Annotated in this window: 21 protein-coding genes; 6 read left to right on the top strand and 15 right to left on the bottom strand. The window is 57.0% G+C overall.

What is annotated here, in order from left to right; translation table 11 throughout:
• Positions 1-150: 150 nt before the first annotated feature.
• Positions 151-285 (bottom strand): hypothetical protein, encoded by a 135-nt coding sequence (locus tag FHT02_RS21960; protein ID WP_281393257.1) that lies wholly within the window; start codon positions 283-285, stop codon positions 151-153.
• 694 nt (positions 286-979) lie between these two features.
• Here FHT02_RS21960 and opgC point away from each other — a divergent pair.
• The 3 genes from opgC to FHT02_RS16665 all read left to right on the top strand — a co-directional run bounded on the left by opgC (position 980) and on the right by FHT02_RS16665 (position 4,422).
• Positions 980-2,083 (top strand): OpgC domain-containing protein, encoded by a 1,104-nt coding sequence (gene opgC / locus FHT02_RS16675; protein ID WP_184090275.1) that lies wholly within the window; start codon positions 980-982, stop codon positions 2,081-2,083.
• A 386-nt stretch (positions 2,084-2,469) separates the two neighbouring features.
• On the top strand, positions 2,470-4,155 hold the full coding sequence (locus FHT02_RS16670) for an FAD-dependent oxidoreductase (RefSeq protein ID WP_184090272.1): 1,686 nt from the start codon (positions 2,470-2,472) through the stop codon (positions 4,153-4,155).
• Between the two features lie 87 nt (positions 4,156-4,242).
• Positions 4,243-4,422: a hypothetical protein gene (locus FHT02_RS16665; protein ID WP_184090269.1), complete on the top strand. Its 180-nt coding sequence runs from the start codon at positions 4,243-4,245 to the stop codon at positions 4,420-4,422.
• A gap of 268 nt (positions 4,423-4,690) precedes the next feature.
• On the opposite strand, the gene FHT02_RS16660 is transcribed toward FHT02_RS16665, so the two are convergent.
• Both FHT02_RS16660 and FHT02_RS16655 read right to left on the bottom strand, forming a co-directional pair.
• Positions 4,691-4,897: a hypothetical protein gene (locus FHT02_RS16660; protein WP_184090266.1), complete on the bottom strand. Its 207-nt coding sequence runs from the start codon at positions 4,895-4,897 to the stop codon at positions 4,691-4,693.
• Positions 4,898-4,942: 45 nt separating this feature from the next.
• Complete coding sequence (locus FHT02_RS16655; RefSeq protein WP_184090263.1) at positions 4,943-5,797, bottom strand: hypothetical protein; 855 nt, start codon at positions 5,795-5,797, stop codon at positions 4,943-4,945.
• A 66-nt stretch (positions 5,798-5,863) separates the two neighbouring features.
• Here FHT02_RS16655 and FHT02_RS16650 point away from each other — a divergent pair, with 66 nt between their 5' ends.
• Entirely contained in the window at positions 5,864-6,106 is a 243-nt protein-coding gene (locus FHT02_RS16650; protein WP_184090260.1) for an XrtV sorting system accessory protein, read from the top strand.
• On the opposite strand, the gene epsI is transcribed toward FHT02_RS16650, so the two are convergent.
• Positions 6,093-6,815, bottom strand: coding sequence for an exosortase-associated protein EpsI, V-type (gene epsI, locus FHT02_RS16645; protein ID WP_246352483.1), 723 nt, complete (start codon positions 6,813-6,815; stop codon positions 6,093-6,095). The two genes, FHT02_RS16650 and epsI, sit on opposite strands and share 14 nt — an antisense overlap.
• Entirely contained in the window at positions 6,812-7,717 is a 906-nt protein-coding gene (gene xrt, locus FHT02_RS16640; protein WP_184090254.1) for an exosortase, read from the bottom strand. Before xrt ends, epsI begins: the two co-directional genes overlap by 4 nt.
• Before the next feature lie 365 nt (positions 7,718-8,082).
• Between xrt and FHT02_RS16635 the strand changes: the two genes are divergently transcribed.
• Together FHT02_RS16635 and FHT02_RS16630 are read left to right on the top strand one after the other, a co-directional pair.
• Complete coding sequence (locus tag FHT02_RS16635) at positions 8,083-8,691, top strand: FxDxF family PEP-CTERM protein (RefSeq protein ID WP_184090251.1); 609 nt, start codon at positions 8,083-8,085, stop codon at positions 8,689-8,691.
• A 1,794-nt stretch (positions 8,692-10,485) separates the two neighbouring features.
• Positions 10,486-11,304, top strand: a complete 819-nt coding sequence (locus FHT02_RS16630; RefSeq protein WP_184090248.1) for an N-acyl amino acid synthase FeeM domain-containing protein — start codon at positions 10,486-10,488, stop codon at positions 11,302-11,304.
• A 370-nt stretch (positions 11,305-11,674) separates the two neighbouring features.
• Here the strand turns inward: FHT02_RS16630 and FHT02_RS16625 are convergent, their stop codons facing one another.
• The 10 genes from FHT02_RS16625 to FHT02_RS16575 all read right to left on the bottom strand — a co-directional run bounded on the left by FHT02_RS16625 (position 11,675) and on the right by FHT02_RS16575 (position 21,942).
• Positions 11,675-11,830, bottom strand: a complete 156-nt coding sequence (locus FHT02_RS16625; protein ID WP_184090246.1) for a hypothetical protein — start codon at positions 11,828-11,830, stop codon at positions 11,675-11,677.
• Between the two features lie 177 nt (positions 11,831-12,007).
• Positions 12,008-12,643 carry a hypothetical protein gene (locus FHT02_RS21665; RefSeq protein ID WP_246352472.1) on the bottom strand — a complete coding sequence of 212 codons (636 nt, stop codon included), beginning with the start codon at positions 12,641-12,643 and terminating at the stop codon, positions 12,008-12,010.
• A gap of 279 nt (positions 12,644-12,922) precedes the next feature.
• The gene (locus tag FHT02_RS16610; RefSeq protein ID WP_184090240.1) at positions 12,923-13,198 is read right to left on the bottom strand and encodes a hypothetical protein; all 276 of its coding nucleotides are present in this window, start codon (positions 13,196-13,198) and stop codon (positions 12,923-12,925) included.
• Positions 13,199-13,926: 728 nt separating this feature from the next.
• Positions 13,927-14,676 (bottom strand): SLBB domain-containing protein, encoded by a 750-nt coding sequence (locus FHT02_RS16605; RefSeq protein ID WP_184090237.1) that lies wholly within the window; start codon positions 14,674-14,676, stop codon positions 13,927-13,929.
• A gap of 66 nt (positions 14,677-14,742) precedes the next feature.
• Positions 14,743-16,062, bottom strand: coding sequence for an outer membrane beta-barrel protein (locus FHT02_RS16600; protein ID WP_184090234.1), 1,320 nt, complete (start codon positions 16,060-16,062; stop codon positions 14,743-14,745).
• Positions 15,989-16,786: a WecB/TagA/CpsF family glycosyltransferase gene (locus FHT02_RS16595; protein WP_184090231.1), complete on the bottom strand. Its 798-nt coding sequence runs from the start codon at positions 16,784-16,786 to the stop codon at positions 15,989-15,991. The genes FHT02_RS16600 and FHT02_RS16595 overlap by 74 nt, the downstream gene beginning before the upstream one ends.
• Positions 16,787-16,796: 10 nt before the next feature.
• A complete protein-coding gene (locus FHT02_RS16590; protein WP_184090228.1) occupies positions 16,797-17,639 on the bottom strand; it encodes a tyrosine-protein kinase family protein in 843 nt (280 codons plus the stop codon).
• 38 nt (positions 17,640-17,677) lie between these two features.
• On the bottom strand, positions 17,678-19,054 hold the full coding sequence (locus FHT02_RS16585) for a GNVR domain-containing protein (protein WP_184090224.1): 1,377 nt from the start codon (positions 19,052-19,054) through the stop codon (positions 17,678-17,680).
• Positions 19,038-20,348, bottom strand: a complete 1,311-nt coding sequence (locus FHT02_RS16580) for an ATP-binding protein (RefSeq protein ID WP_184090221.1) — start codon at positions 20,346-20,348, stop codon at positions 19,038-19,040. The genes FHT02_RS16585 and FHT02_RS16580 overlap by 17 nt, the downstream gene beginning before the upstream one ends.
• A 508-nt stretch (positions 20,349-20,856) precedes the next feature.
• Positions 20,857-21,942, bottom strand: coding sequence for a glycosyltransferase (locus tag FHT02_RS16575; protein ID WP_184090218.1), 1,086 nt, complete (start codon positions 21,940-21,942; stop codon positions 20,857-20,859).
• Positions 21,943-22,130: the final 188 nt, after the last annotated feature.

Genomic DNA, 22,130 nt, shown 5'->3' with positions numbered 1-22,130 from the left:
GATGCCGTTCTCGCTGCCTCTGGCCGCGCTCAACCGGTTCCTGACTACGCTCTCGGGCTCGCTGCGACCGGTCCATCAGCTTGCGAAACTGGAGCCGCCATGCATCTAGGCTGTCGGCTGGTGAGCGTCGGCGCTCTTACGGGCTATGCCTCAGAAGCTCAGGGAGCGGCGTTCGTACTCGCGCACCATGTCCATGTGTGCGCCGAAGGCCGTCATCGTAGCAGCACGCATAGCGGCGATACGCGCATCAAGGGCTCGAGAGCGGAAGTATTCAAAGTCGCTCACGGGCGCTCCAATCACTGCACCCGGGATATGGTTATGATTCCGTAAACGAAGAAGCTGGGTGTTATACGGAAGCCTGCACGCGCTCCGAAGGTGGCCGTCCCTGCGCACGACGCGCGTCAACCGCCTGCGCACCTGCCCGCAAATGTTCTGTTTGGCTCGGTGCCTTACGCCTGCTATACAGTTAACGGGTCTCCAAATGCCCACCTGACAAAGAGCCGAGCCGCGTTCATCCCTTTCGCGGCTCGGCTCGCCCGTCTCAGCGCGAGACACGCAAACTCCAAAATAACTAATCGTCGTTATGGCAGCGAAACCGCCTGTCGAGCATTGTACGCTCGGCTTTCCTGGAGCGCCCTCCTGGAAAGCCTGATAACGTGGCGGGCCGCGCAGAACTACGAAGCTGCGCGGTCCGCTATCAACCCTATGAACCAGAACGATAGTCTAAGTTGCTGGTGTAATGTTTCTGCAACGCAACATAGCCGAAGCCGAGGCATTAAGCCTCTGCCACGAGCACTCCTCTCCGCCGTGCGCGTAACTAAGCGCCCGGCGAAATTGGAAGTTCGCCGGGCGCTCTTTTCTACTCGCCCCGTAGCTGGGTCGGCACGACAGCGACGAAGCGCTTGGTCGCCGCGATCCGGCCATCAAACGATGTTTGCCAGCCATGCTTCAGCAATGATCGTACGCCACCCCCTAGAGGATGAAGGTGAAAGCCAAGGCACGAGACGCGCGGATTGACATCGTTCGTGGCGTAGCGATGTTGACTATCCTCATCAACCACATCACAGGAGGGTTTCGCATCTATGGCTTCGATGGCGTTGAAATATTGACGCCGACGAGCGTTGGTTACGCTTCAGCAGCACCTTTGTTCGTCATAATGTCGGGCTATATGGTCGGCATGGTGTATCTCAGAAAAGCTAAACCAGCGGTTGCAATACTAAAAAGGGCGAGCACTCTATACGCTTACAACACCCTTTTACTAGCGTCGCTACTCCCCGGGTTGATTTTCATGAGCGATTTAGAGGTCAAGTCATGGGGCGCTGACTTCATAGTCAACGGAGGATTGTTGGGATGGACAAAGTTCCTCGCGCTTTGGAAAGCTCCGATGCCTTTGGACGTCCTCCGGTTGTACGTAATATCAATGCTCCTGACGCCTGCTGCCATATGGGTGTACCGCAGATCGCCCATGATGCTAGCCGCCGGCTCGATAGCGATTTGGCTCGTCTGCCAGCTTGCTGCTGTCACGCGTTTTATTGATCCGGGGACCGTTCGATGGGGGTTCAACGCGGCCGCGTGGCAGTTGTTGTTCTTCATACCGCTCATTCTCGGAGCGAGCCGCGCACATGAGAGTTTTTTCGGTTTACTCGAGAATCGAAAGTGGCTGACGTTTGCGGTCGCGGCGGCCGCCGTAGCTCTGGCGGCAGCAAAGATCCACCAAGCCGATAGCGCCTTCCCTGGGAGCTGGTACTTATCGCTAAAGGGGAACCTTGGCCCTCTGCGTTTGGCCCATGCCTGCATAATGTTGGCTCTATACTGTGGCCTCTTGTCGCTCAGCGCGAGGATACCGGAGCTGCCGCCAATGCGCGCGTTGGCTTGCCTCGGGAGGCAGACGTTGAAATGCTACGTCCTCAGCGTCTGGTTGACTTACGTGCTTGCTGTAACCTGGGGTCGACTGGGTAGCGGTAACTGGGGATACTATGCAGCAGTAGCTTCCGTGGTGGTGGTAACATTCCTAGCTGCAGCGATATTCGAAAATCCATCAACTCGGCACGCGAAGCTTATGAAACCTGAACCAGCGTTGTGAGCGCCCCTCATGCTCGTTCGGGGAGGTGACGCGAGGCGTTGACGGCTCAACAAGCCGCATGTGCTGAATTCCCTAGAGCAGGGCCATCTGCCGAGCGGGGCAGCGGGAGCCTAGGTTTCCGTAAGGTAAACCAGAGCCACGGACCAGGTAAGCAAGTCCGGTAAGCATGTTGGTCCCGAAGCTGGACTAATATTCTGAATTTCCTCTGGATGTATCCTGATGTTGCTGCCATCGCGCAGTGATTGGGCCGGGGCCTGGCTACGGGGGAATACATGAATCGTCGTGAGTTGCTTTGCGCCGTTGGCGCAGGGCTAATGCTGTCCGCTTGCGGTCAGCCGCACAGTAGCGCTCCCAATCGTCGTCACTTGATACGGCAGGGGCGGACGTTGATCGCCGACTTGGTTGTCTACGGCTCGACCCCGAGCGGCATCACCGCGGCTGTCCAGGCTGCACGTGATGGTCTTGCGGTTGCTATCGTTGGTGGTTGGCGCGACAATCATATTGGCGGCATGATGAGCGGAGGTCTCGGCTTCACGGACTTCCGCCGTCTTGATGCGTTCGGTGGTTTGGCGCGCGACATCACGGTCGCAGCAGCGTCGGGTGGCACGCAGAAAAATGCTTACGCCTTCAAGCCATCGAGCGCAGAGGCCGAGTTTGAGCGCCTTCTTCGTAGCGAAGGCGTTCCGTTTATCCGGACCTCCGGTGTGACCGAGGTGATCCGTCAAGGCAAAGCCATCAAGGAGATCCGCACGGCGGATGGCCGGGTCGCGCGCGGACGCACGTTTGTCGATGCGTCTTATGAGGGCGACCTGATGGCTCGCGCAGGTGTCGGGTTTATCGTAGGTCGCGACGAGGCGGACGGCCGCAACCCGCTTGACGGGTATTTCGGAGAGACCAGGACTTCGGGAGGAAGCGAGCACCAGTTCGGCATGAACAAACAGCTGCTCGACGTTGACCCGTTTGTCATCGCTGGCGACCCATCATCAGGGTATTTGCCGACGGTGAAGGCTGCGAGCAACAAGCCGATCGGCTCTGCAGACAATGCAGTCCAAGCCTACAATTTCCGCATGGCCATGACAGATCAGCCGAGCAAGCGCCTGGACCTGCCGTCAACACCACCTGCCGGCTACGATCCTGTGAACTACGAGCTACTCCTTCGGATGATCGCCGCGATTGAGGCTGCAGGTATGCGGCACGGCCGTGATTGGGACTTTCCCACTGACATCATGGGCGCGCATGCCGTGGCGGACGGAGTCTATGACGTTAACGCAAACGGAGGGTTCTCCACCGACCCGTTCGGCCTGAGCTGGAACTATCCAAACGCCAGCTACGCTGAGCGGGAGACGATATGGAAGGCTCACCAAGACTTCATCAAGGGCTTCTTCTACACCTTAGGTTGGTCGAAGGACCCGCGCCTGCCTGCCTCCTTGCAAGCGGAAGTGCGTCAGTGGGGTTTAGTAAAAACTGAGTTCCAAAGGCCGCACAAGAATGACGAGGCGGGCTGGCCTTACCAGCTATACGTTCGTGAGGCGCGGCGGATGAATAACGGCCTGCTCTGGTCTGGCGCAGACCTGGAGCAGCGGGATCGCACACCTATACGTTCGGGGTCGCCCGTGGCCATGGCGTCTTACTGGCAAGACAGCCATCACGTGCAGCGTATCGCTATTGCGAAGCCAGGAGGCGGCTGGAAGGTTTGGAACGAAGGTAACCTGTTCGCGACTGCGGGCGGCGCCGACAAGATGTCGCAGCTGCCTTACGAGATCATGCTACCTAGGGCAGAGGAATGTTCCAACCTATTGGTGACGTTCTGTGTAGCCGCTTCGCACCAGGCATTCTCTTCAATTCGAATGGAACTCACCAGCATGGTTCTCGGCCAGGCCGCAGGTGCGGCTGCCGCACTGGCATGCGCTGGGTCAGACAAAGCAAGCTTCCACTCCGTTGATCGGGGCTCTTTGCAGTCCAGACTGACGGAACTTAACGTAGTTTTCGATGAGCCCGGTCTTGTCGATCGAGCGATAGAAAAGGTCGAGCAGAAGTTTGCTAGTTTCAAGAGCAGGGTAGTTGGCGGGTAACAAAATCAAACGCACTCTCCCCCTCCTGGGGAGAGTGCGTCTGTGCGTCTAGTCAGCTACCGCATTCACTCGCCCCGCAGCTGCTTGATGAACGGCGTCACGACGATCTCGAACCGGGTTACCCTCTTCCAAGGCATCGAAGTCGACCGAAAGCTGGCGGACTTCAAGCTGGTCACCACCTTGCCCGCGAGAGACGCGACGCCGCCCGTTTCGCCAACTCCGTTGATGGGGACCCGGCTCGCTGCGTACGTGAGGGTCGCCGGCTGATAGTCCGCCTCGATCCAACCCGTTGTGGTGATCGCCTGCGGGTTGGTGATCCGCCGCTGGATGGCGTCATCGCCGACAGCCTGGAACGCTGGGTACTTGGCCCGGAGATCAGCGGGGTGTGGACAATGCCGGCCATGGGGGAGAGTAACGCGGGGGCGGGGCGGGGGGTGCCGCCCGAGGTACGCCCCGCTCCGCTCTCAGCTCGACCGATCGCATTGCACGGTCTGCATTCACGCTGAATGCTTCCACCTGACGTGCGGCCTTAAGGCTAGACCTCAATCCAGTCGAGCAGACCTTCTCCAAGCTGAAGGCGCATCTGCGCAAAGCCGCCGAGCGCACCATCCACAGCCTCTGGACTGCCATTGGACGCATCCTCGACCTCTACTCGCCCACCCAGTCCGCAAACTTCTCCCCAACTGCGGCTACGATGAGATTCGATCGATGATCGCTCTAGCGTGACGTCGCTACGCGGCATCTGCGCCGCCGCCGTCCAGCGCCTTCAAGTGCCCTCAAAGCCAATTCAAGAAGTGGGGGACTTAGCGGGACCATAGCCTTTTGCATACTCAATCTTGACGGAGCCGCGCAGTGCATCTGCCTGTTGCCTAAGCCTTTCAGTGACACGCACCCTTTCTAAAGCTTTCCGAGCAATCGCCTGAGCCTTGTCACTAGGCAGCGGCGCGTCCGTCATCGACGTAGCAACCTGAGCAAGACTGCTCTGCCCGTCCGCAAGGATAAGGGGCTCGCCCGAGAGCGACTTGACCAGGCCGTCGAACATCTGGTGTGGTAAGATCGCCGAATCTAAGCTAATGTTAGTCGGCTTGTTCGTAACGCCATTCTGTTGCAGCAGCTGGGCGATTTCTCCCAGAGATCTAGCATTCTGAAGCTTAGCAATGATCCCTTTATCGGTAGGCATAGTGAATTGAATTTGGTTGATATTAACGATTTTTCTACCCTCTCCATATTGAGGGTGCTGAGCAAGATAATTGTTAATATCTGCTTCCGATATCATGGAAGAAACGCCGGCAGTAACCTGCTCCAGGTACTTTCTAGCGAGTAATATCTCTTCCTGACGGTCAGCCTGGAGACGAAAATTGGGATCCTTGTCCAATTTTTGCTCTTTGGCAGCGGCCACGAACAATTTGCGATTGATCAATGATTGAAGGGCTATGTTGCGGCTACTTTGATCGCCAGTGCTCTGGTCAACCGTTCGATCTACATCTAGCTCGGCTTGGGTTACCGGCTCGCCGTCAACAACAGCAACTGTCTGTCCGCCAGGCTTTGGGCCTCCGCACGCGTTCGTTCCTAAGGCAACGATCAAAGCCGAACCCGCTAAAAAAACGGCGCGGCGCGCTCCGTGACGGATATGTACTGACATCTGTGGAACTCTTCTGATAGTGGGTTCAGCGCGATTAAGTTGATCGTGTAAGAGGCAGCGAGCGCTATGGAAACCCCCTTCGACTGGATTACAGTTGCAATTTTTGCGGGACTCGCCGTACTACTGTTGCAAAGATCGATGGAGGATAAGCCGTCGGATAGCATTGCCATGTATTTTCCTCCGGCCATTGCATGCGCACTAGCGAATTGGCTAGGTAATAACGGTTACGGGATGCTGGCCGCAGCACTCTGCGTTGGGGTGCTCGCCTATGTCTTCATTGTGTTGAAGCCATTCCCTAAACGTAGCTGAGGCGACCGGCGAGAAGTGATCTTCCTTGTGGACTAGTCGAACGATAAAGAGCTGAGACAAACTCGCGCAGCGTCTCTAACGCGCGGCCTTCGTCTGCCGAAACCAAGGATACGCGGATCAAGGCGCCATCTGGGATGAAGCCGCGCAAGTTCTGCTTCGCAAGGCTCTCACGTTCCTCGTCCCAGGACGAAACAAACTCATCCCCCAGGCGGCTCCAATAAAGCACTTGTTCGATTCGCGGCAATTTTTCCGCGGAGATGAACCGTCCCGGGACGGACTTACCAGCCTCCAGTGAGATAGAAGCCGGTCTGTCGGCAGTGATTGAGAATCCCGCTCCTGGGTAGCATGACTCGGGACGGTGTATCATCAGCATACCGCTCTGCTCCCGCGCGTATGCGATCAGCAACATGATCTGAGTGTCGTTGCCGTTGCTGTAGGTCAAAGCGATTTGATCATCATAGACGGCGGCAGCCTTTCGCTCGTCCTCCGGCGGGAGTACGAACCCACTGTCAGCTCCGGCGCGCCAGCTTTCGAAACGGGTTGGAAAAAGGTTCTCAATACTTCCGGGAACCATCACGACGCTCCTGCGCGGCAGTCGTGCAAAGGTCAAACCAGCCAGAGCGAGCAAGCCTCCACCTACCAGTAGGTCTCGACGCTGGGAACTCAAGCGATCGGAAAGGCGAAGGCGGCTAGCGCTGCTGTCTGTCATCGTACCCATCCTATGCGGCGGACCAATGGGTACATAACCTCGTCAAGCGCGAGAAGTAACACAAGGGCGAGTCCGAAGATGGCTATACCACCGAAGTCATGAGCAAAATCGAACGCCGCCCCGTCACCGTACGCGTGGGTTACAAGGATCAAAATGATAATTCGCAAGAAGTTTGTTAGCACCGCTAGTGGAACGAGTAGGATGACCATAACGGCAGCGTAGCGCGCCTGGCTCCCGTGGCGGAGATAAATATAAAAAAGACCTATAGCGATTATCCCAATAAGTGAATTCACACCAGAACAGGCGGCTGCAACCTGAAGCTTATAGCCGTCAATCAAGATCATACTAGCTGTGCCAGCGATATCGAATCCCAACGCAGCCATGATATCAATGGAGCCCGCCGCAAGTGCGGACTTTAGTGGTCGCGTGGCGACAAAGAGCCAGTTTTCCGGCGGTGAGAGGATGAACGCCAGGTACAGAATCGGAAACCAAAATCGTATGACAGTGCTCCAGCCGAGCTTCAGGGCTGCGACAGCGATTATTATCGCGAAAAGCGCTATGCCCTCGGCGAGGAGTATCTGCGTCACGCGGCCGATGTAATAAAGTGGAAATGCGATTAGCAGCACTAACCCCGCTGTAACAAAGGTCGCTGGAACGCTCGGCATTACGAGGCGGCGTTCATGCCAAAGCAGCCAAAGGCCTGTAGCCAGCACAATCGGGCCGTGGGCGCCCGATTCGGTGGACCAGCTCCACCGAGCCAAAGTCCACAAGGTGGGTGCGGCAAGAGCCAGCAAGCCCGAAGTCAAGATCGCTTGGCTCAGCAAGGAAGGCCACGAGGCCGTTGGGACAAACTCGCGAATGCCCGCCGCTCTTTCAGCCTTCACGTAACTATTCTCCATCATGTCAGCTCGATCAAGGCGCGTAGGTGGTTGCGGCGCCTTAGCCCGTTTCCACCGGAGATTCGACCTGCCCTCCGAAGGGTTCCTCATCATGGTGCCGAATGGCCATTGTGGAACCAGGCATCGTCAATGTCCACGATTGTCAGATGCGCCAGGCGATAACGAACGGCCCGCGGCAGTCGCGCTCTGATCGCTTTGCCGCAGCGGCCGGCATTGTAGGAGTTGCTGGATGCTGTGCTGCAAAAAAAACTGGTGCAATTGGTAAACAACGTGTTAATGGTCCCCAGAGCGGATTCGTAGCCGTTCGTCTAGGGTTAAGCTCCTTGCGAAGGGCGCCTGGGGGCTTTCTAAAAAGGGAGTTTGGGATTATGAAGAATTATCTACTCGGCGTTGCCGCGGCCTCTTTGATGATTGGTGCTGCTGGAACAGCGCAGGCGGCTTCGATCATCGCTGTGAATAACTCGTGTAATACGGATGGACGGCAAAGTTTCTGCGTTGATGGCGATGCGCAAGCTCCCGGTGTTGATGATTTCATTTCGGCTACTATCTCCAATAGCTTTCGCGGCAACACCAACTTCGATGACACGTATTCGTTCATCATCGATAAGAATGGGATCGGCAGCGGTGGTCTGCAGACGTCGTTCGCTACCGAGGCGAATTTCGTCAACATCACTGATTTGATCATCAATAACGTTTCTTATGCGAGCTCCATCGTTTCGACCCCAGCCGGGCAGTCGGCGTCGGTGAACGGCATTAAGATTATCGCCGGGGCGCTTAACTCGATCCGCGTCGTCGGCTCTTTTATGCCTTCGACGCCTGCTGGTGCAGGTAACTATACTGGGAACCTTACTTTCAGCGCTTCGGCGGTTCCGGAAGCATCCACCTGGGCGATGATGATGCTCGGCATGGGTGCTGTCGGGTTCGGCATGCGTCGCCGGCGCAAGGCTTCCAGCTCGGCGCGAGTAACGTTTGCCTGACTGACCGGCCGGATTGAACACCGGGCGAGGGAAGCTTTGTAGAAGCTCTCCTTCTATTGGTGCCAAGTCGAAAGTGCGGGAGCTTGCGCTCCCGCACTTTTTGTTTAATCAAGATCACGAAGACGGCGATCGCTTCTTTCATCGTCGGCACCACGCTTACAACGGGAACATTCTCCATTCTCATCGCCGATGGCTGGACGAAAGTCTCGCGAGCGGGTCTAACTACAATCAAACCGTTTGAGTGTTGGGTCAGCGTCTTGGTTGCATTAGCAACTGGTCAATCTCGTCGGTGACGGCAACTCTGCCTCGCCCGTGTAACCCAAGCGGAGGTATGTAGCCGCTCAGCGTAGATCAAGAAGGTGGTCCTGAGGGCATAGAGCGGCGGACAATAGGGCTTTGACCTTGGTCTTCTTGACGCCAGGCCCATGACCGACCGCTTGCGCCAGGCGCCCCTTCTACGCCAACGCACGAGCGCCTCCCGCTGATGTTTGCGGTGGCAGTGCGTCGCAACACGGCGTACGGACACGGTGACGAGCAGCTCCCAACCGAGCCTTCAATCCGATCAGTGGATGAAGCGGTCGCATGTTGTGGCCCATGAACTCCGAAGCGAGTGGAACCAGTGGCATGCCCCTTCAGCAGATGCGGAATGCTGGATAATGCCGCAGATTGCCCGCCGCCGCCCGCGCACCGGGACCGAATGTATTGGTAGATGCGCCCTCTGGCATCAACGAACACAGCAACGGCTGGGTTGGCGAAATGCGCCTGAGGATTGTGACCGCAAAGTTCGGTGTTCGACGAGGGGAGGCGATGAAGCGGAAAGAAGTGGGCGTCGCATAATAAGAAGGGTGGCTGAGGCGCCGGCCCGGTGAAGTGAAGATCGACGCGACCTACCATACTGGATCAAGCCCGTGGTGAAGAGCTTGATCTCTGACGCGGCATCGGCGGCATCGCTACGAAACTGCATGCTGTCGTCGACGCTAAGGGCGAGCCCACAAAGCTTCCTCATGATGACCCCATAGATTCGCGATCACCGGAGCGGCTCCACTGCTGCACGGTTTGCCAACGGCGCAGTGGCTGTTCGACCACCGCCTCTACAACGCTGATGGTTCGGACGTGCGCTGCAAGCCTGAGACAAGCAAGGTTGGAACCTCGAGGTTATTCCGAACGAACGGGTCAAGTATGGCTCGCGCCGGCACTCATTCTGCAGCGTATATAGATTATGTTCGGGTCTCCTCGATGACCGCATGCGTCAGCACCTGCCAGGTCCGGTGTCCAGGGATCTTTCTCGCAATCGTTCGCAAACTGGGCATCTGCTCAATGTGACCGCTGAGGCTAAAGTCTAATGTGACGTCGCAAGGTTAGCAGTGAAATGACGGACAAAGCACTGCTGATCAGGACGTTCTCTGCGCCCAGCCGCGAAACGCATGGTTCCAAGTCAACGTGCTCCACTCATCGCACATTCGGCTCTGTTCACATAAAATAGGTCGCCATGTGGGCTCACTTGAACGACGTCTTGTAAACGGAACGGCCGGGGGAATCTGGGTATGACTATCCTGTGATAAAGGCGCCGCAGGAGGCGCGAGATCACCAAACGAGTTTTGAGGACCGCCTGAAAAATTTAGGGCGTCAAGTCAGGCAGCCCTCAGTTTGGCTCTTGCTACGGTCTCTTAGACTTCCGTCGTCGTTAATGACGGTCGTCACAGTTAATCGGCAATAACCCTATAAATTCACCGATTTGGAAACTTTGGACGCGATGAGCGGCCAAGGAGTTTGCAAAGCTCGAGGGTCGCAATAATGTCCATTCACATTCGCAGCAATGAATTTTCCGGAGAGGTTTTCGAACTGCCGGCTTCACCGGCTTCTTTGTTGAAGGCGGAAGCCTGTAGCGTTGGCCCCGAGACCGGGCAAAGCTCCATCGTGCTTCGGCTCGCTGAAACGAATGAAGATAAATTAGGCGCTGCTATGTTGTTAAACCGGCGCTTCGGATGGAGAGGCTATGGGTCGCAGCATACAATTCCGGAGGATCCCGGTCATACGACCTTTGTAGCTCTCGTGGATGATCAGATTGTTGGTACGATTACCTTGGGAATTGACTCGCCAGCGGGTCTTTCGATCGACTCTGTGTTCAAGGACGAAGTGGATGTGTTCCGAGACGGTCCCGCCGCCCTAGTCTGTGAATTAACGAAGTTCGCTTTTGAAACAGAGCTTCCCGATCAGCAGAACCTTGCGATCCTATTCCATACTGTTTTTCTTTACGGCCTGCACAATCATCAATGCAGCGACCTTTTCATCGAAGTGAATCCGAGGCACAGACGATTTTATCAAAGTATGCTGGGGTTCGAGCCAATCGGCGACATGAGGACCAACCCGACGGTCGGCGCGCCTTCCCAGTTGATGTGGCTCAACGTTATGCAAATCGCGAAGAGCATCTCCCACCACCGTACAAACCCATGCGCCTCTAAATCGCGCTCCCTCTATTCACTTTTTCTCTCGCAGTGCGAGGAAGCGCATGTTCGCACGCGTCTGGCGCTACGCCAGCAGGAAGGCTCACTGCATGGTACTAACCTCATCGAAAGAAGCATAGTGGCGAGACAAGTCGTCCCGACACGCTAGATTGCAGTCCCGCTCCAAGTGGGTCGGCCCTCGCGGGTTGCTCAGCGACTGCAGCTATCTTGGCGGAAGACCCAAAAGCTCGTTTGCGCAGCCGCATTGATGCGAGCTGGACCAAGGCGAGGAACCCGGTGGCGAGCTTGTTTAGCGGCGGCCGCTCGCCAGCACTGCCTTGCCTTGGAGAAGAGGCGTCGGATTGTAGCGGTTTCCCCGCCTTCTGAGTCGTTGAGAATAAACACAGCGGGGGTGCTCTGAATCAGCCTTACTACGAAGTTGAGAGGGCCGGTATGGATGCCAGGAGTGCTGTCACAGGATTCCGTGGGCGGGTGGTACCCGCGATTGAGAGTGGGATGTCCTGCCGGGCCGCAGCGGCTCAGTTGGGGTGAGTGCAGCGAGCACGATCCGCTGGCGGCAATTGGTCCTTCAGCACGGCACGCCGGCTGCCAAGTTGCAGGGTTGCGATCGTCGTGCGGCGGGGATCGACGCCGACGAGCTTCATGCTGGGTGCGATCGAAGGCAGGGGCGTCATTACCCTGGTGGACTTGCAGGGGCTGCTGGCCGAAACGGGGTACCCCGGTTGGGATCGGCCGCCTTTTGCGGTTCTTCGACCGCCACTGATCACGCGCATTGAAACAACGGCCCATGCCACCGAGAAGGGCCGACCCGACGGCGAGCAACGCCGGTCGCTCGGACGATTGGCCAAACTTCATCGGCCGCAGCCGCGCAAGCTGTACCTTGAGCTTTTCAAGTCCCAGGTGGTCACTTTGACTGGGTTCTGCGCAGCCTCGACCTGCTTGCGGATGGCCTCGTGTGCCTCCCGCTCCATCGCCAGCGCCTGCTCGGAAGCTGCAAGTTTCGCCTGCATGTCGGCAATGAACACCTTCAGAGCGTCAGGATCATTGGGGGATGTCGGTCTGGTGGCGACATGGACTCTTAACCAGATGCAGCCGTTCGCCCCGAGCCAAATGCCGGGATTTCCGCGGTTTCTTCTCACAACTGCACCGTAATCCGGGTGGCGGCGGAGCAACTGCTCGCCGCCAGTCCATCGCCTCGACGACCAGCGCTGGCTGCGCCGGCGAGACCACCACGCCGCCGTGGATAAGCGGTGGCCAAACGAACCGGCGCCGCTCCAATCGGTTGGTAAACAGGCACAGCCCAATGCCAGCCCAGTGCAGCGCCTTGAGGTAGTTGCCGCTTCTGCTGCGGAATAGGAAGACGTGGCCAGCATAAGGCTCGTCCGAGAACAACGGTCGAACAGCGCGGCGAGGCCGTCAAAGCCCAGGCGCATCCTTACTGACCGGCTTGCCAGATTCACCCGCTTCCCTGGTGCCAGCGAGATCATGCGCCATGCTCCAGCGCGCAGCACCCCTGCCAGGGCCTTTTCGTTGACGAAGGTATCCGCGGCAAGGTGAGCCCCTGATGGTAGCGTGATGTCGATGGTCCCTGCACGGGCGTACGAGGGGGCGGACCGTTTCCTCTCACGCGACGGCAACCCGGTCGGCGGAACGTGGGGTATTGGCTGCCGGAACCACTTGCGTCCCGCGCGGGCGCGGCGTCTCGATCTCTAAAGCCGGCACTGCACTAGATGACAATTTGCATCGGCTGGACGAGGCTAGCGGCCTTACAGTGCAACGACCGTCGATTGTAGACCTGGCTGTCGGGCCTTCTCATCGTCGTTGTAGATGCGCCGGCGTCCGGTCCGGGTGATGATCTCCACCCGAACCATCTTCTGTCCTCCTTCTGGACTCCAGAAGTAGAACTTAGCAGTCAGCGGCATGACCGCCTTGCCGTTCCCCGCAACACGGGTCAGGCCGGACGCGTACTCGAGACGGTGATCTGCCCTGCTTTGTGCCGTCCCCACCTGCTTGCGGGCGTCAATGGAGGTGGTGTCCATCATCTGAATGTTGCCCCACGCACGGCGGTGATGGCGTCCATCAGCCGGCGCCGTTCACGATCGCACGAGGCAATTGTAGCACGTGGTGCGCGGATCAAAACGCTCGAGTACGCCGCGCCACGGTACGTCGGGCGCAAGCAACAGAAGATGCCGTTCAGCGCGCCTCGATCATTGATCGCGCCGCAGAGGGACGTGTTGCGTCGGCACCGAACGTGCCCCCGACCGTGGTAACCTACTTGTCGGCGCGCTGTTCACCTCTACGGGGATCGTCCTGAGATTCACCCTGGCCCATGCCTTTCTCTCTGGCGGGTCACCTTGCTGGCTCTCCTCGTCTGCCTGATCAAAGTGCTAGATGATCGTTATGCCCCTGCCGCCGCCGGTCGCTTCCCCCGGCCGCAACTACCATCGTCAGCAATGCGATGAGTGGCATATAATTCGTTCTGCCACTCCGCTTATAAGCTCACGACCTGGCGACTACTTCGTCAGGTACCATAAACAGCGCACGGGCGTTGCAGCCAAACTATTATATGCTCGCCCGCTCAAGCGCCCCGCGTCGCCGCCCATCTCTTCCGCCGTTCAACCGCCTTCTTCTTGCTGACGCGCCTGCTACCGTCGTACTATCAAACTTGTGATCTGCGCGTCCGGATCTTAGCACTTCCGCCGGACCGCAGACAGCGCGCAGGCATGGAATTGGGCGATCCTAGTCTAGAACCGCCCCCGAGCTATAAGAATCAGAAAAGCCGCTCATGCACGTAAAGGACGTCGCCGTCCCGCACGTCGCTATCAAGCTCTACGCGCTTGATCTTCTTGCCATCGCGATACAAGGAGATGTTGTTCTGGGACCCTCCGAGTGTAGGGCCACCAGCTCTCGCAAGTGCCTGTAAAACGCTCATGTTGCTTTTGATGGAGTAGGATCCCGCTGAATTCACTTGGCCGTAGATATAAATAGTTGGGGCTACGGGCACGTACAATTCGTCGCCAGGAAGTATAGGTGTGGAACTGCTCCATTCCCCCGATCCATTCGAAAGTATGATACGGTGCTCCGCTCCGCCACGCCTCAGGATGACGAAGTCGGCGGCGGTGCCGCGGGTTCCACCAGCCTTTGCCATCAGGCGAGCGACTGTGAGCGGTTGATCCAAGGGATAAAGACCAGCCGTTCCAACTTCGCCGAAAACTGTAACGGTATTGCTAACGAATTGAAGCACTTCAACACCCACAATAGGATTGTTGAAGATACCCCGAGATTTTAGTAGCTTAGTCAACTCCTCGGATAGCTGCCTCGCAGTTAAGCCGGTCGCCTTGATCGCTCCGAGGTATGGAACAATGACGGTACCATCCTCAGTTATGCGAGACCGTACAGCCTGAGACTGACCGGCGCCGAAAATATTTATCTCCACCTGATCATTGATCCCAAGGACGTAGCCAGCATCTGCGGACGCTGCTGCGGGACCTACTACGCTTTGAGCAGCAGCGGTAGACAAGCTTGGAGCCAATGCTACCAGAGCCACAATTGCTATTCGCCTAACGAACATTATAAACTCCCCAAATCAAAACCTGCTACTCAAGGAGAGACCAAGTCTCGTCGCATCAAAGTCAAACAATTCTACATCAGCCCGGCGCGACAACAAGCCTCCGTTGAGCCCCAGTCGGAGCCGGCGTCCGATACTTCGCGTGATACCCACCGTTAGGGCATCGGACGCTTCAGAACCAATGTTCGACCCGGTGCCCAAATCGTTGCCTACGAAGCGTCGCAATTGCCGCACTGCTTGAAAACTCAACGACGTCCGATGAAAAACATTCAAGTCCAACCCAGTGCGAAGGTCTCGTCGCACCATGTATGTCGCCGATATGCCGGTGCTATTTTCGACATCTCGCATGGCGGACAAATTCAGTATCACCTGCGGAGAAAAGACGTAGCGGACGCTTGCGCGATACGAAAATCCAGAAAAGTCGGGAACTTTCTCACGCTGTGGCAGCGCCTGCAGGTACCCGATATTCCCAGTGAGCTGGAGTCTAGGAGCTACGGCGCGGGATAACGACACGTAGACACGCCTCATTTGAGTGGTGTCCGAGATACCTGTGGCTTGCTCAAATTCAGGGCGAGCGAGCCGTGCAACTTGTCCGTAGATTGTCACTGATCCCAGGGATGTTATATTGAGGCGGAGGCCCAGATGTCCTTCGAGGTAGTTGCTATCTGACAGCGAGGAGGCGCTATTCTTGACTATCCGATAAGATGTGCCGAGGCTTGGCGATAGGCCAGGCCTAGTACAGGAGGCGTCAGCAGTGATATTTTGAATCGTCTGAACTGAGCTCGCAACGGTGTCAAGCTCGTCTAGTTCATATTGCGCCTGCTCGTGGTCGAAGGAAAGCGAGACTGGACAGGGCGCCCCAACCGGCGACCGGACTGCGATACTTCCGGCAAGACGCTCCCTGTTCAAGTAGCGAAAGCGCGAGTTGAAGTCATATCCGGCGGAGCCAGCAAGGCGGATCTGTGTCCTCCCTATCTGTCGATTGTAGCTCAGGTTTAGCGACGGCGTGTAGCGAACGTTGTCGGTCGATCCGGCAACAGCGTCCGCGTCACGACGAAGAACGTTGCTGTCGTAGGCTATTGCAATGGAAGGCTCTACTGTGACGCGCTCGCGATTTCCCGCTGCCGCCGCTGGCCCGTCAATGCCGCTTCCTATGAGCGGCCGTCCGACCGTTCCACCTTGCGCGTTCGCAGGGATGCTGAAGGCCGGCAACACGGAGCAAAGAAGCGCGATCCTTAAATACAAAAAACGACTTGGAGCATTTTCAAACATGTGTCTGTAACTTGCCAGATGAGGACGCACGGTGCTGCCGCCAAACTCTGATGAGAAATACACCATTCCCCCAAAGGTACCTTTTCGCAAGCCTTCTAGGCTCAAGCAGCAGGCGAAACAGCCACTCGACTCTCAATTGGCGCATCCAGAGCGGAGCACGGGGGATCGCTCCCGCAGCCCGATCAATCAGGGCTCCGACACACAAAGAGGGAGCCTTCAGAGCTCTCATGTTGCTTGCGGCCCAGATCTCCTGCTTAGGGTGCCCCATGCCGACTAGAATCAGATCCGGATCCGCGGCTGCTACCTGATTGGCCACCAGCGACCCCTGATGATCTGAAAAATAACCGTGATGGCAGCCAACAAGCCGGACGTTCGGGTGCATAGCCGAAAATGCCTCCGCAGCTCGCACTGCTGTATCTGGTGAGCCCCCGACGAGATAAACCTTTGTGCCTTCGGGGAGCATTTCGAGCAAAGCTGGAGTCAGGTCAGTGCCGTTCAAGTTCTCCGGGAAGGCGGCTCCAAAAAGCAACCGGCTCGCGATGTCCACGCCGACACCATCATTGAACATCGTGATTTCGCCCACCGCCGCGCGGAAACGAACATCTTCGGCAGCCATATTAACTGTGTGGGCGTTGCAGAAGCCCCAAGTGGAACAACTCCGAGCTTCCACCGCCGTGCGGAGACGTGAAAGGGCGCCGCGTTGTGTTTCTACTTCAACTTCAACATGGCCAAGGCGACGTTTTTCGGAAGCCTCAATTCGAAGTCGTGACCTACTCATAAGCACCTCCATGCTGGCCTTATCAGTCGATAACTACCAAGCCGAAGGACGCTTCGCCCGTGCCGCGCAGTTTCTCGAATATTCGTCTCGCGTCTCCCAGTGGGGCTACGTCGCGCTGAACGAGTAATAACACGGCGTCGAAGCCTTGCGCGCATGCAATTCCCACCTGATCCGCCTCGCCAACGTCGACGATTACAGCGTCGAACGTTTCTGAAGCCCGCTCTGTGGACGTCGCAAGTGCTGCACGGTCGGTAAGCTCGGCAGTTATACTGTTTGCGGTGCCGATCGGCAGGAGGCTCAAGCCCTCCACATCAGTCGCCTGGATCAGTTGATCAAGGTCAGCCTTCTTCGCCAGGAGCTGCGAGACGCCATGCCCCCCGGCGCGGTGGAATATGCCGTGTTGAACAGGATTCTTGAAATTGGCGTCGATCAGAAGTGTCCGCTGGCCGCTGAGAGCACAAGCAACCGCCAGATTAGCTGCAATGATTGAGTTCTCAGTCCTAGCTCGAAGCGCCAAGAGAGCATATCGCCGCGGGGTAGTACCATCACGATTCTGCATGGACCCGAATGCAGCTCTTAGCTCCCTTGCGGCGCGGGCAACAGGATCGTCGGGTTGGGACATCATAACGACCAACGGGTTCAGATCCTGATCTGTGCCCGAGCCAACACCTCTCGCCGAAAACGTTTTGACGTTTTTGTACGTCTCGCCCGGGAGGTATCCCAGCTCCATAGCGCAATCTTGGAATGACTTGCCCGTGCTTTGTTGCAGTTGCAGCACTAAAGCGCGCTGCTCCGGAAGAAGAGCGGAATCTATACCACTGGAGTCACGTGCGGAAGAACCCACGGGCGACACGTCGCCGAGCAAGCCAGAACCCTGTTTGCTCGTATCTGATGATCGGAGTCTCATGCGGCCTTCTTGTCAGGTTTCAAATGATCTAGAGTACTCGAGTTCGTGAAGTTCACAGAGGTTATTACAGGCACGCCTGTAACCTCCTGAAGCGTTGCCGCTGACCTCACAATCGGGCGAGCCAGTTCCAGCAGAATAGCTACTCCGATCGCCAGAAGAGTTGCCAGAACGAGGCCGAGAAGTAGGCGGAGGGTGATATTCGGTTCCGATGGCAACACGGAGGCTCTCGCGACATCGAGCTGCCGGACTCCCGCCGTAGGGGCGGCTGCGGATAGTCGCATGGCGTCAAGGCGCTGAGTTACTTGATCATATGAGGCGCGAGCCGAGTCGACATCGCGTCGTAGAACATCGTACTCGGCGCGCTCTCCTGCTAAAGTTAGCATCCTGGCTTTTTGCGCTTCAAGATTCCTTCGCAGTTCAGCTTCTTTGCTCTCAGCCGCTGAGCTTGCCACATTTATTGAGGCACTCTGTTCTGCGATGGCAGACGCAAGTCGGGAGTTTAGAGCGGCTAGCTCGGCTTGCGCAGCGCGGCGGTCTGGATGATTTGGGCCAAGAGATACGCTCATCTCGCTAAGTTGAGCCGATTTCGAGGCGATGCTCGCTCTCAGGCCAGAAACAACGGCGCTATTTTGTACGTCTGGAGAGCGCGAGGCGGCATTTGCGCTGCGAGAACCAAGATCGGCAGACCCGACCTCAGCGCTGGTAACTGCAGACTGAAGATCAGTAAGTCGCCCTGTCTCCGCGTTCGTGCTATCCGTATCGACGATGCCGGTTCGCCGCTTGAAAGCGGTCAACTTCGCTTGCGCGGTCTCGAGGTTCGCTCGCACTTCACGAGTCCGATCTGCGTACCAGCGAGAGTAGGTTTTCGCAGGGTCGGTCTGGAGTTCGAGTTTCTGATCCAAATAGGCTTTCACGAAAGCGTTTGCTAACTGTGCGGCCACAGCCCCGTCGTTGGATCGGTAGCTGACTCTTACGATTCGCGATGCGCCGTCGGGAACGACTTCAAGACCGTTCAACAACCGAGACCCGAACCAAACATTGACGTCTCCGGCGCCTCCTGTCTGCGCGCGCCACTGAGAAAGGATGTCGGGGGTGACGAGATTGAGATTTTGCACCACTTTCGCCGCCACCAAGTCGCTCTTGATAACGGCGGCTTGCGTGGAGAGCAGAGTGGAAAGATCGCGGTCCCCGCCCGCAGCGTCTTGAACAGGATCGATGGGCTTCTCGTCAAAGAGCAGACTCGACGTGGAGCGATAGACTTTAGGGGAGAGCAAAGTCATAAGGGCGACGATAGCCAAAACCAGCACAAAGACAGCCACTTCGATCCTGAGTCGCTGCTTGATCGCGGCGGCTAAATCACTGAGCGGCAACATCAAGCGATCCTTCCTGGTGACGAATTTGTGCTGCGTCGCTTTCGGCTAAGACGGTCGCGGCCACAAGAAACTGCGGAGCAAGACTATCTGCAAAAGCCCAGTAGCCTTCAGCATGTGCGGAAGGAACTACGCTGTCGCGTAGCATAGCCAGCGCATTACTAGATGATGAATCCGCCGCGAATTGGTCCTTCATCGCAGCTTCTCGGGCAATCTTCTCGAGCTCGGGTTGCAGGAACGGGTCCAAAGCGACGGACAAAAATCTGTTCGCGTCAGCAGGATTGGTCGCGGCCCATAGCTCGACAACTTCCGCAAGTCCGGCACGAACGTCGGTCGACGATACCTCTGATGCGCGGCGATTATAAGCTTTCAAGGCGGCCTGCCTGCAAAGTAATCTCACGTGATAAGGGGAGCCCATGCTGACGCGTTCAACGATAGAGCGAGCTTCCTCGCTAAAGGGCAACCCGGTGACTGCTTCACCATTAGCGATAAGCGCCTTTACGCTGGTAGGTTCGATCCTCCCAATTCGCGTGACCGCTATGTGACGGCGCAGTGACGGATGGGCATCGAGAATGTCGCTAACGCTGCTTGCGATTCCGACGAGCATAATACGAATCGCTGCGTGCGTGTCGGATAAGAGCTTCATAGCGACAGCGATGTCGGTCTTCGTCTTATCGTCTGTTATCCTATCGAATTCATCAAGGATGAGGACGACAGGCCTCGCAACAGCTTGAGCCACCAAGTCGACAAAGGACGATGGTCCGAAGTGAGCTGGAAGATTTTGCAGGCGCGAATTGAAGATTGGCCGCTCCTGCGGAGCGATCGCCGTTGGCGGCAAGCCATCGATGAGGGCTCCCATGAGTTGGGCGAAATTCGCCTCTGGCTGACAAGGAAAGTACAGTACGACGGCGCCACACTGGTCGGCGAAATCGCCGAACACCCGGGCGACCGAGGTCTTGCCGGAGCCCCGAGCTCCGTAAACAACTGCATGTTGATGGTAGTCGAAGACGGCCAGCAGTAGCGCTTCGATTTCGCGCTGCCTACCAAATAGCTGAGATCTGCCGCTGATCGGTCGCGATGCGTCGAATGCTTGAAGAACCGTCCTCCGGTCGACCCCGTTGTTGACGGAAAGCTTCGATGCCGGTATGCTACTTTCCTCATCAGGAGCTAGCGGGCGCCTTTCTGTTCTTGCGTCTTCTTCATCGCGTGGCGGATTGTAAGGCAAGTTTATGACCCGCGGCTTACTCTCCCGGAACAAGGAGGTAAGCCAAGACGCCGCTTTAACGAGAATGGACAAAGCTGCTACCCTGATTACGAGATGCAGGAGATACCCGCGGATGCGGCATTGCACAATCCGCATTTTAGGCGGTGTCGTGCCCTCGAGGTGTGTCGATTAGGGGCGACCTAATCAGGTTGGGGTTCGTAGCTTACGGTGAGAAGTGCTGATTGTGGCGCTCTCGAGCTGGCTGCGAACGGCGCGGAATTCACAATCTTCGCTGTTGATAGAAGTTTTAACGCTTTGGCTGAAGCTGATGTCGACGAGTGGCAGGAGGGGAGGTCCTTTCCCCTAGTCCAAACTTGGCCGATCGTTTTGCGGGCATCCAGCAATCGGATGATGAGCTTCTTTCGGTCAAACGGGCTTGTCGCGTCCTGGCGCACTGCTAGCCTCGGACCAGTTGATGGCTTCGAAATTGTTGCGGCTCGATGTTGGTCCAATCTGATCGATAAATATTTCGAAAAGCTACGCTCTGCCGCGCTGTCCACAAGCTGAGTCTAAAATGCTCGTGCAGCCGGTTCTCTGGCGCTCAGAGGCTCCTCTGAAGCAACCATCTTTTCAAGGTCTTTGCTATCACGATTGCCGACGTCGGATGGTGAAGGACCGACGCGAGAACCTGAGCGACGGCCTTCTTTCTGATCAACTCCATGATCCGGCGCTCGCGTCCTAATCGATCCAACGCGTCGGCGCGTTTACGAAGCAGGGCCGCGAGCCGGCGCTCCCCGAGTTCATCTTGAGCCACGCTAAGCCTAAGCGTATCTAGACGAAGTGATTCGTAGTCGACCCTAGTTTGACTTAAACCTGAAGATCGTGCTGTGTAGCTGTAACCGACTTCGGGGGCAAAGATAAACTTCCGACCATGTAATATAAACCGGAAGTAGAAAAGGAAATCCTCTCCGTGCCTAACCAAGGCGGGGTAAGGTTCACTCATGGCCTGAACCGCTTCTGTTCGGAAAATTGGTTTCAGCAAGCCGAAATCAAGCTCACCAGTTCCCGGACGAGCTCGGTCGACAAACTCATAGATGTCCACTTCATGAGCGAAGTTCGAACGCTGAATGGCAGGTTTGCTAAAGCTCTTGTTGATGGCGTCGTAGTACCTGACGTTGTCTGCGACAGCATCTGCACGAGCGGCTTCTCCGGCTTTGGTCAGACGAGCAAGGCGACCCTGCTCGAAAGCGTCATCAGCGTCGAGGATGGCGATCCAGCGACCGTGCGCATGCCTGATGCCAATGTTGCGGGCGTTGCCAGGGCCCCCGTTGACCTCCAGCGTGATGACATGAACATTATCAAAGCTTTGATAATGCCGTGCGACGAAACCACCCGTACCCTCAGGGCAACAATCGTCGACGACAATGACCTGAATAGAGGCCCCATCTTGATCAAGAGCAGAGTCGATGGCGCGTCTGATGAATCCGGTTGCCCGGTATGCCGCTATGACCACCGTGACATCGGCTACGGAACTGCTGTCATCTGATGGCATACTTCTGATTAAGTCCTGTTTGAAGTCACGGCTATCGCTGCATAAGGCGTTGCTGCTATTGCTGCAATGGAGGAGGTTATCGGCCTCGAAGGGGCCCGCTGATGAGAAAAAATTAGAGGGAGTGGCTGCGGACACCGCGAGTTTCGAAGGATTCGCTTCTAGCGACCGGTGAAATGGAAATGAGGCGGTGCTCCATTGGCGCGGCGGCACCACCCACTTGCGAAGGTACCAGCGGTTTTAGGCGAGGCGGGCACGGGCGGCCGACGAAAAGTTCAACGGGCGCTATCAGTCGGACTTCAAGTTCGACTGGCATGTCGCCCCGG

Origin of the sequence: Sphingomonas xinjiangensis (assembly GCF_014199255.1) — a bacterium.
GTDB classification, from domain to species: Bacteria; Pseudomonadota; Alphaproteobacteria; order Sphingomonadales; family Sphingomonadaceae; genus Sphingomonas; species Sphingomonas xinjiangensis.
The sequence above is the reverse complement of the archived record's forward strand: the minus strand, read 5'-3'. Positions and strand labels throughout refer to the sequence as shown.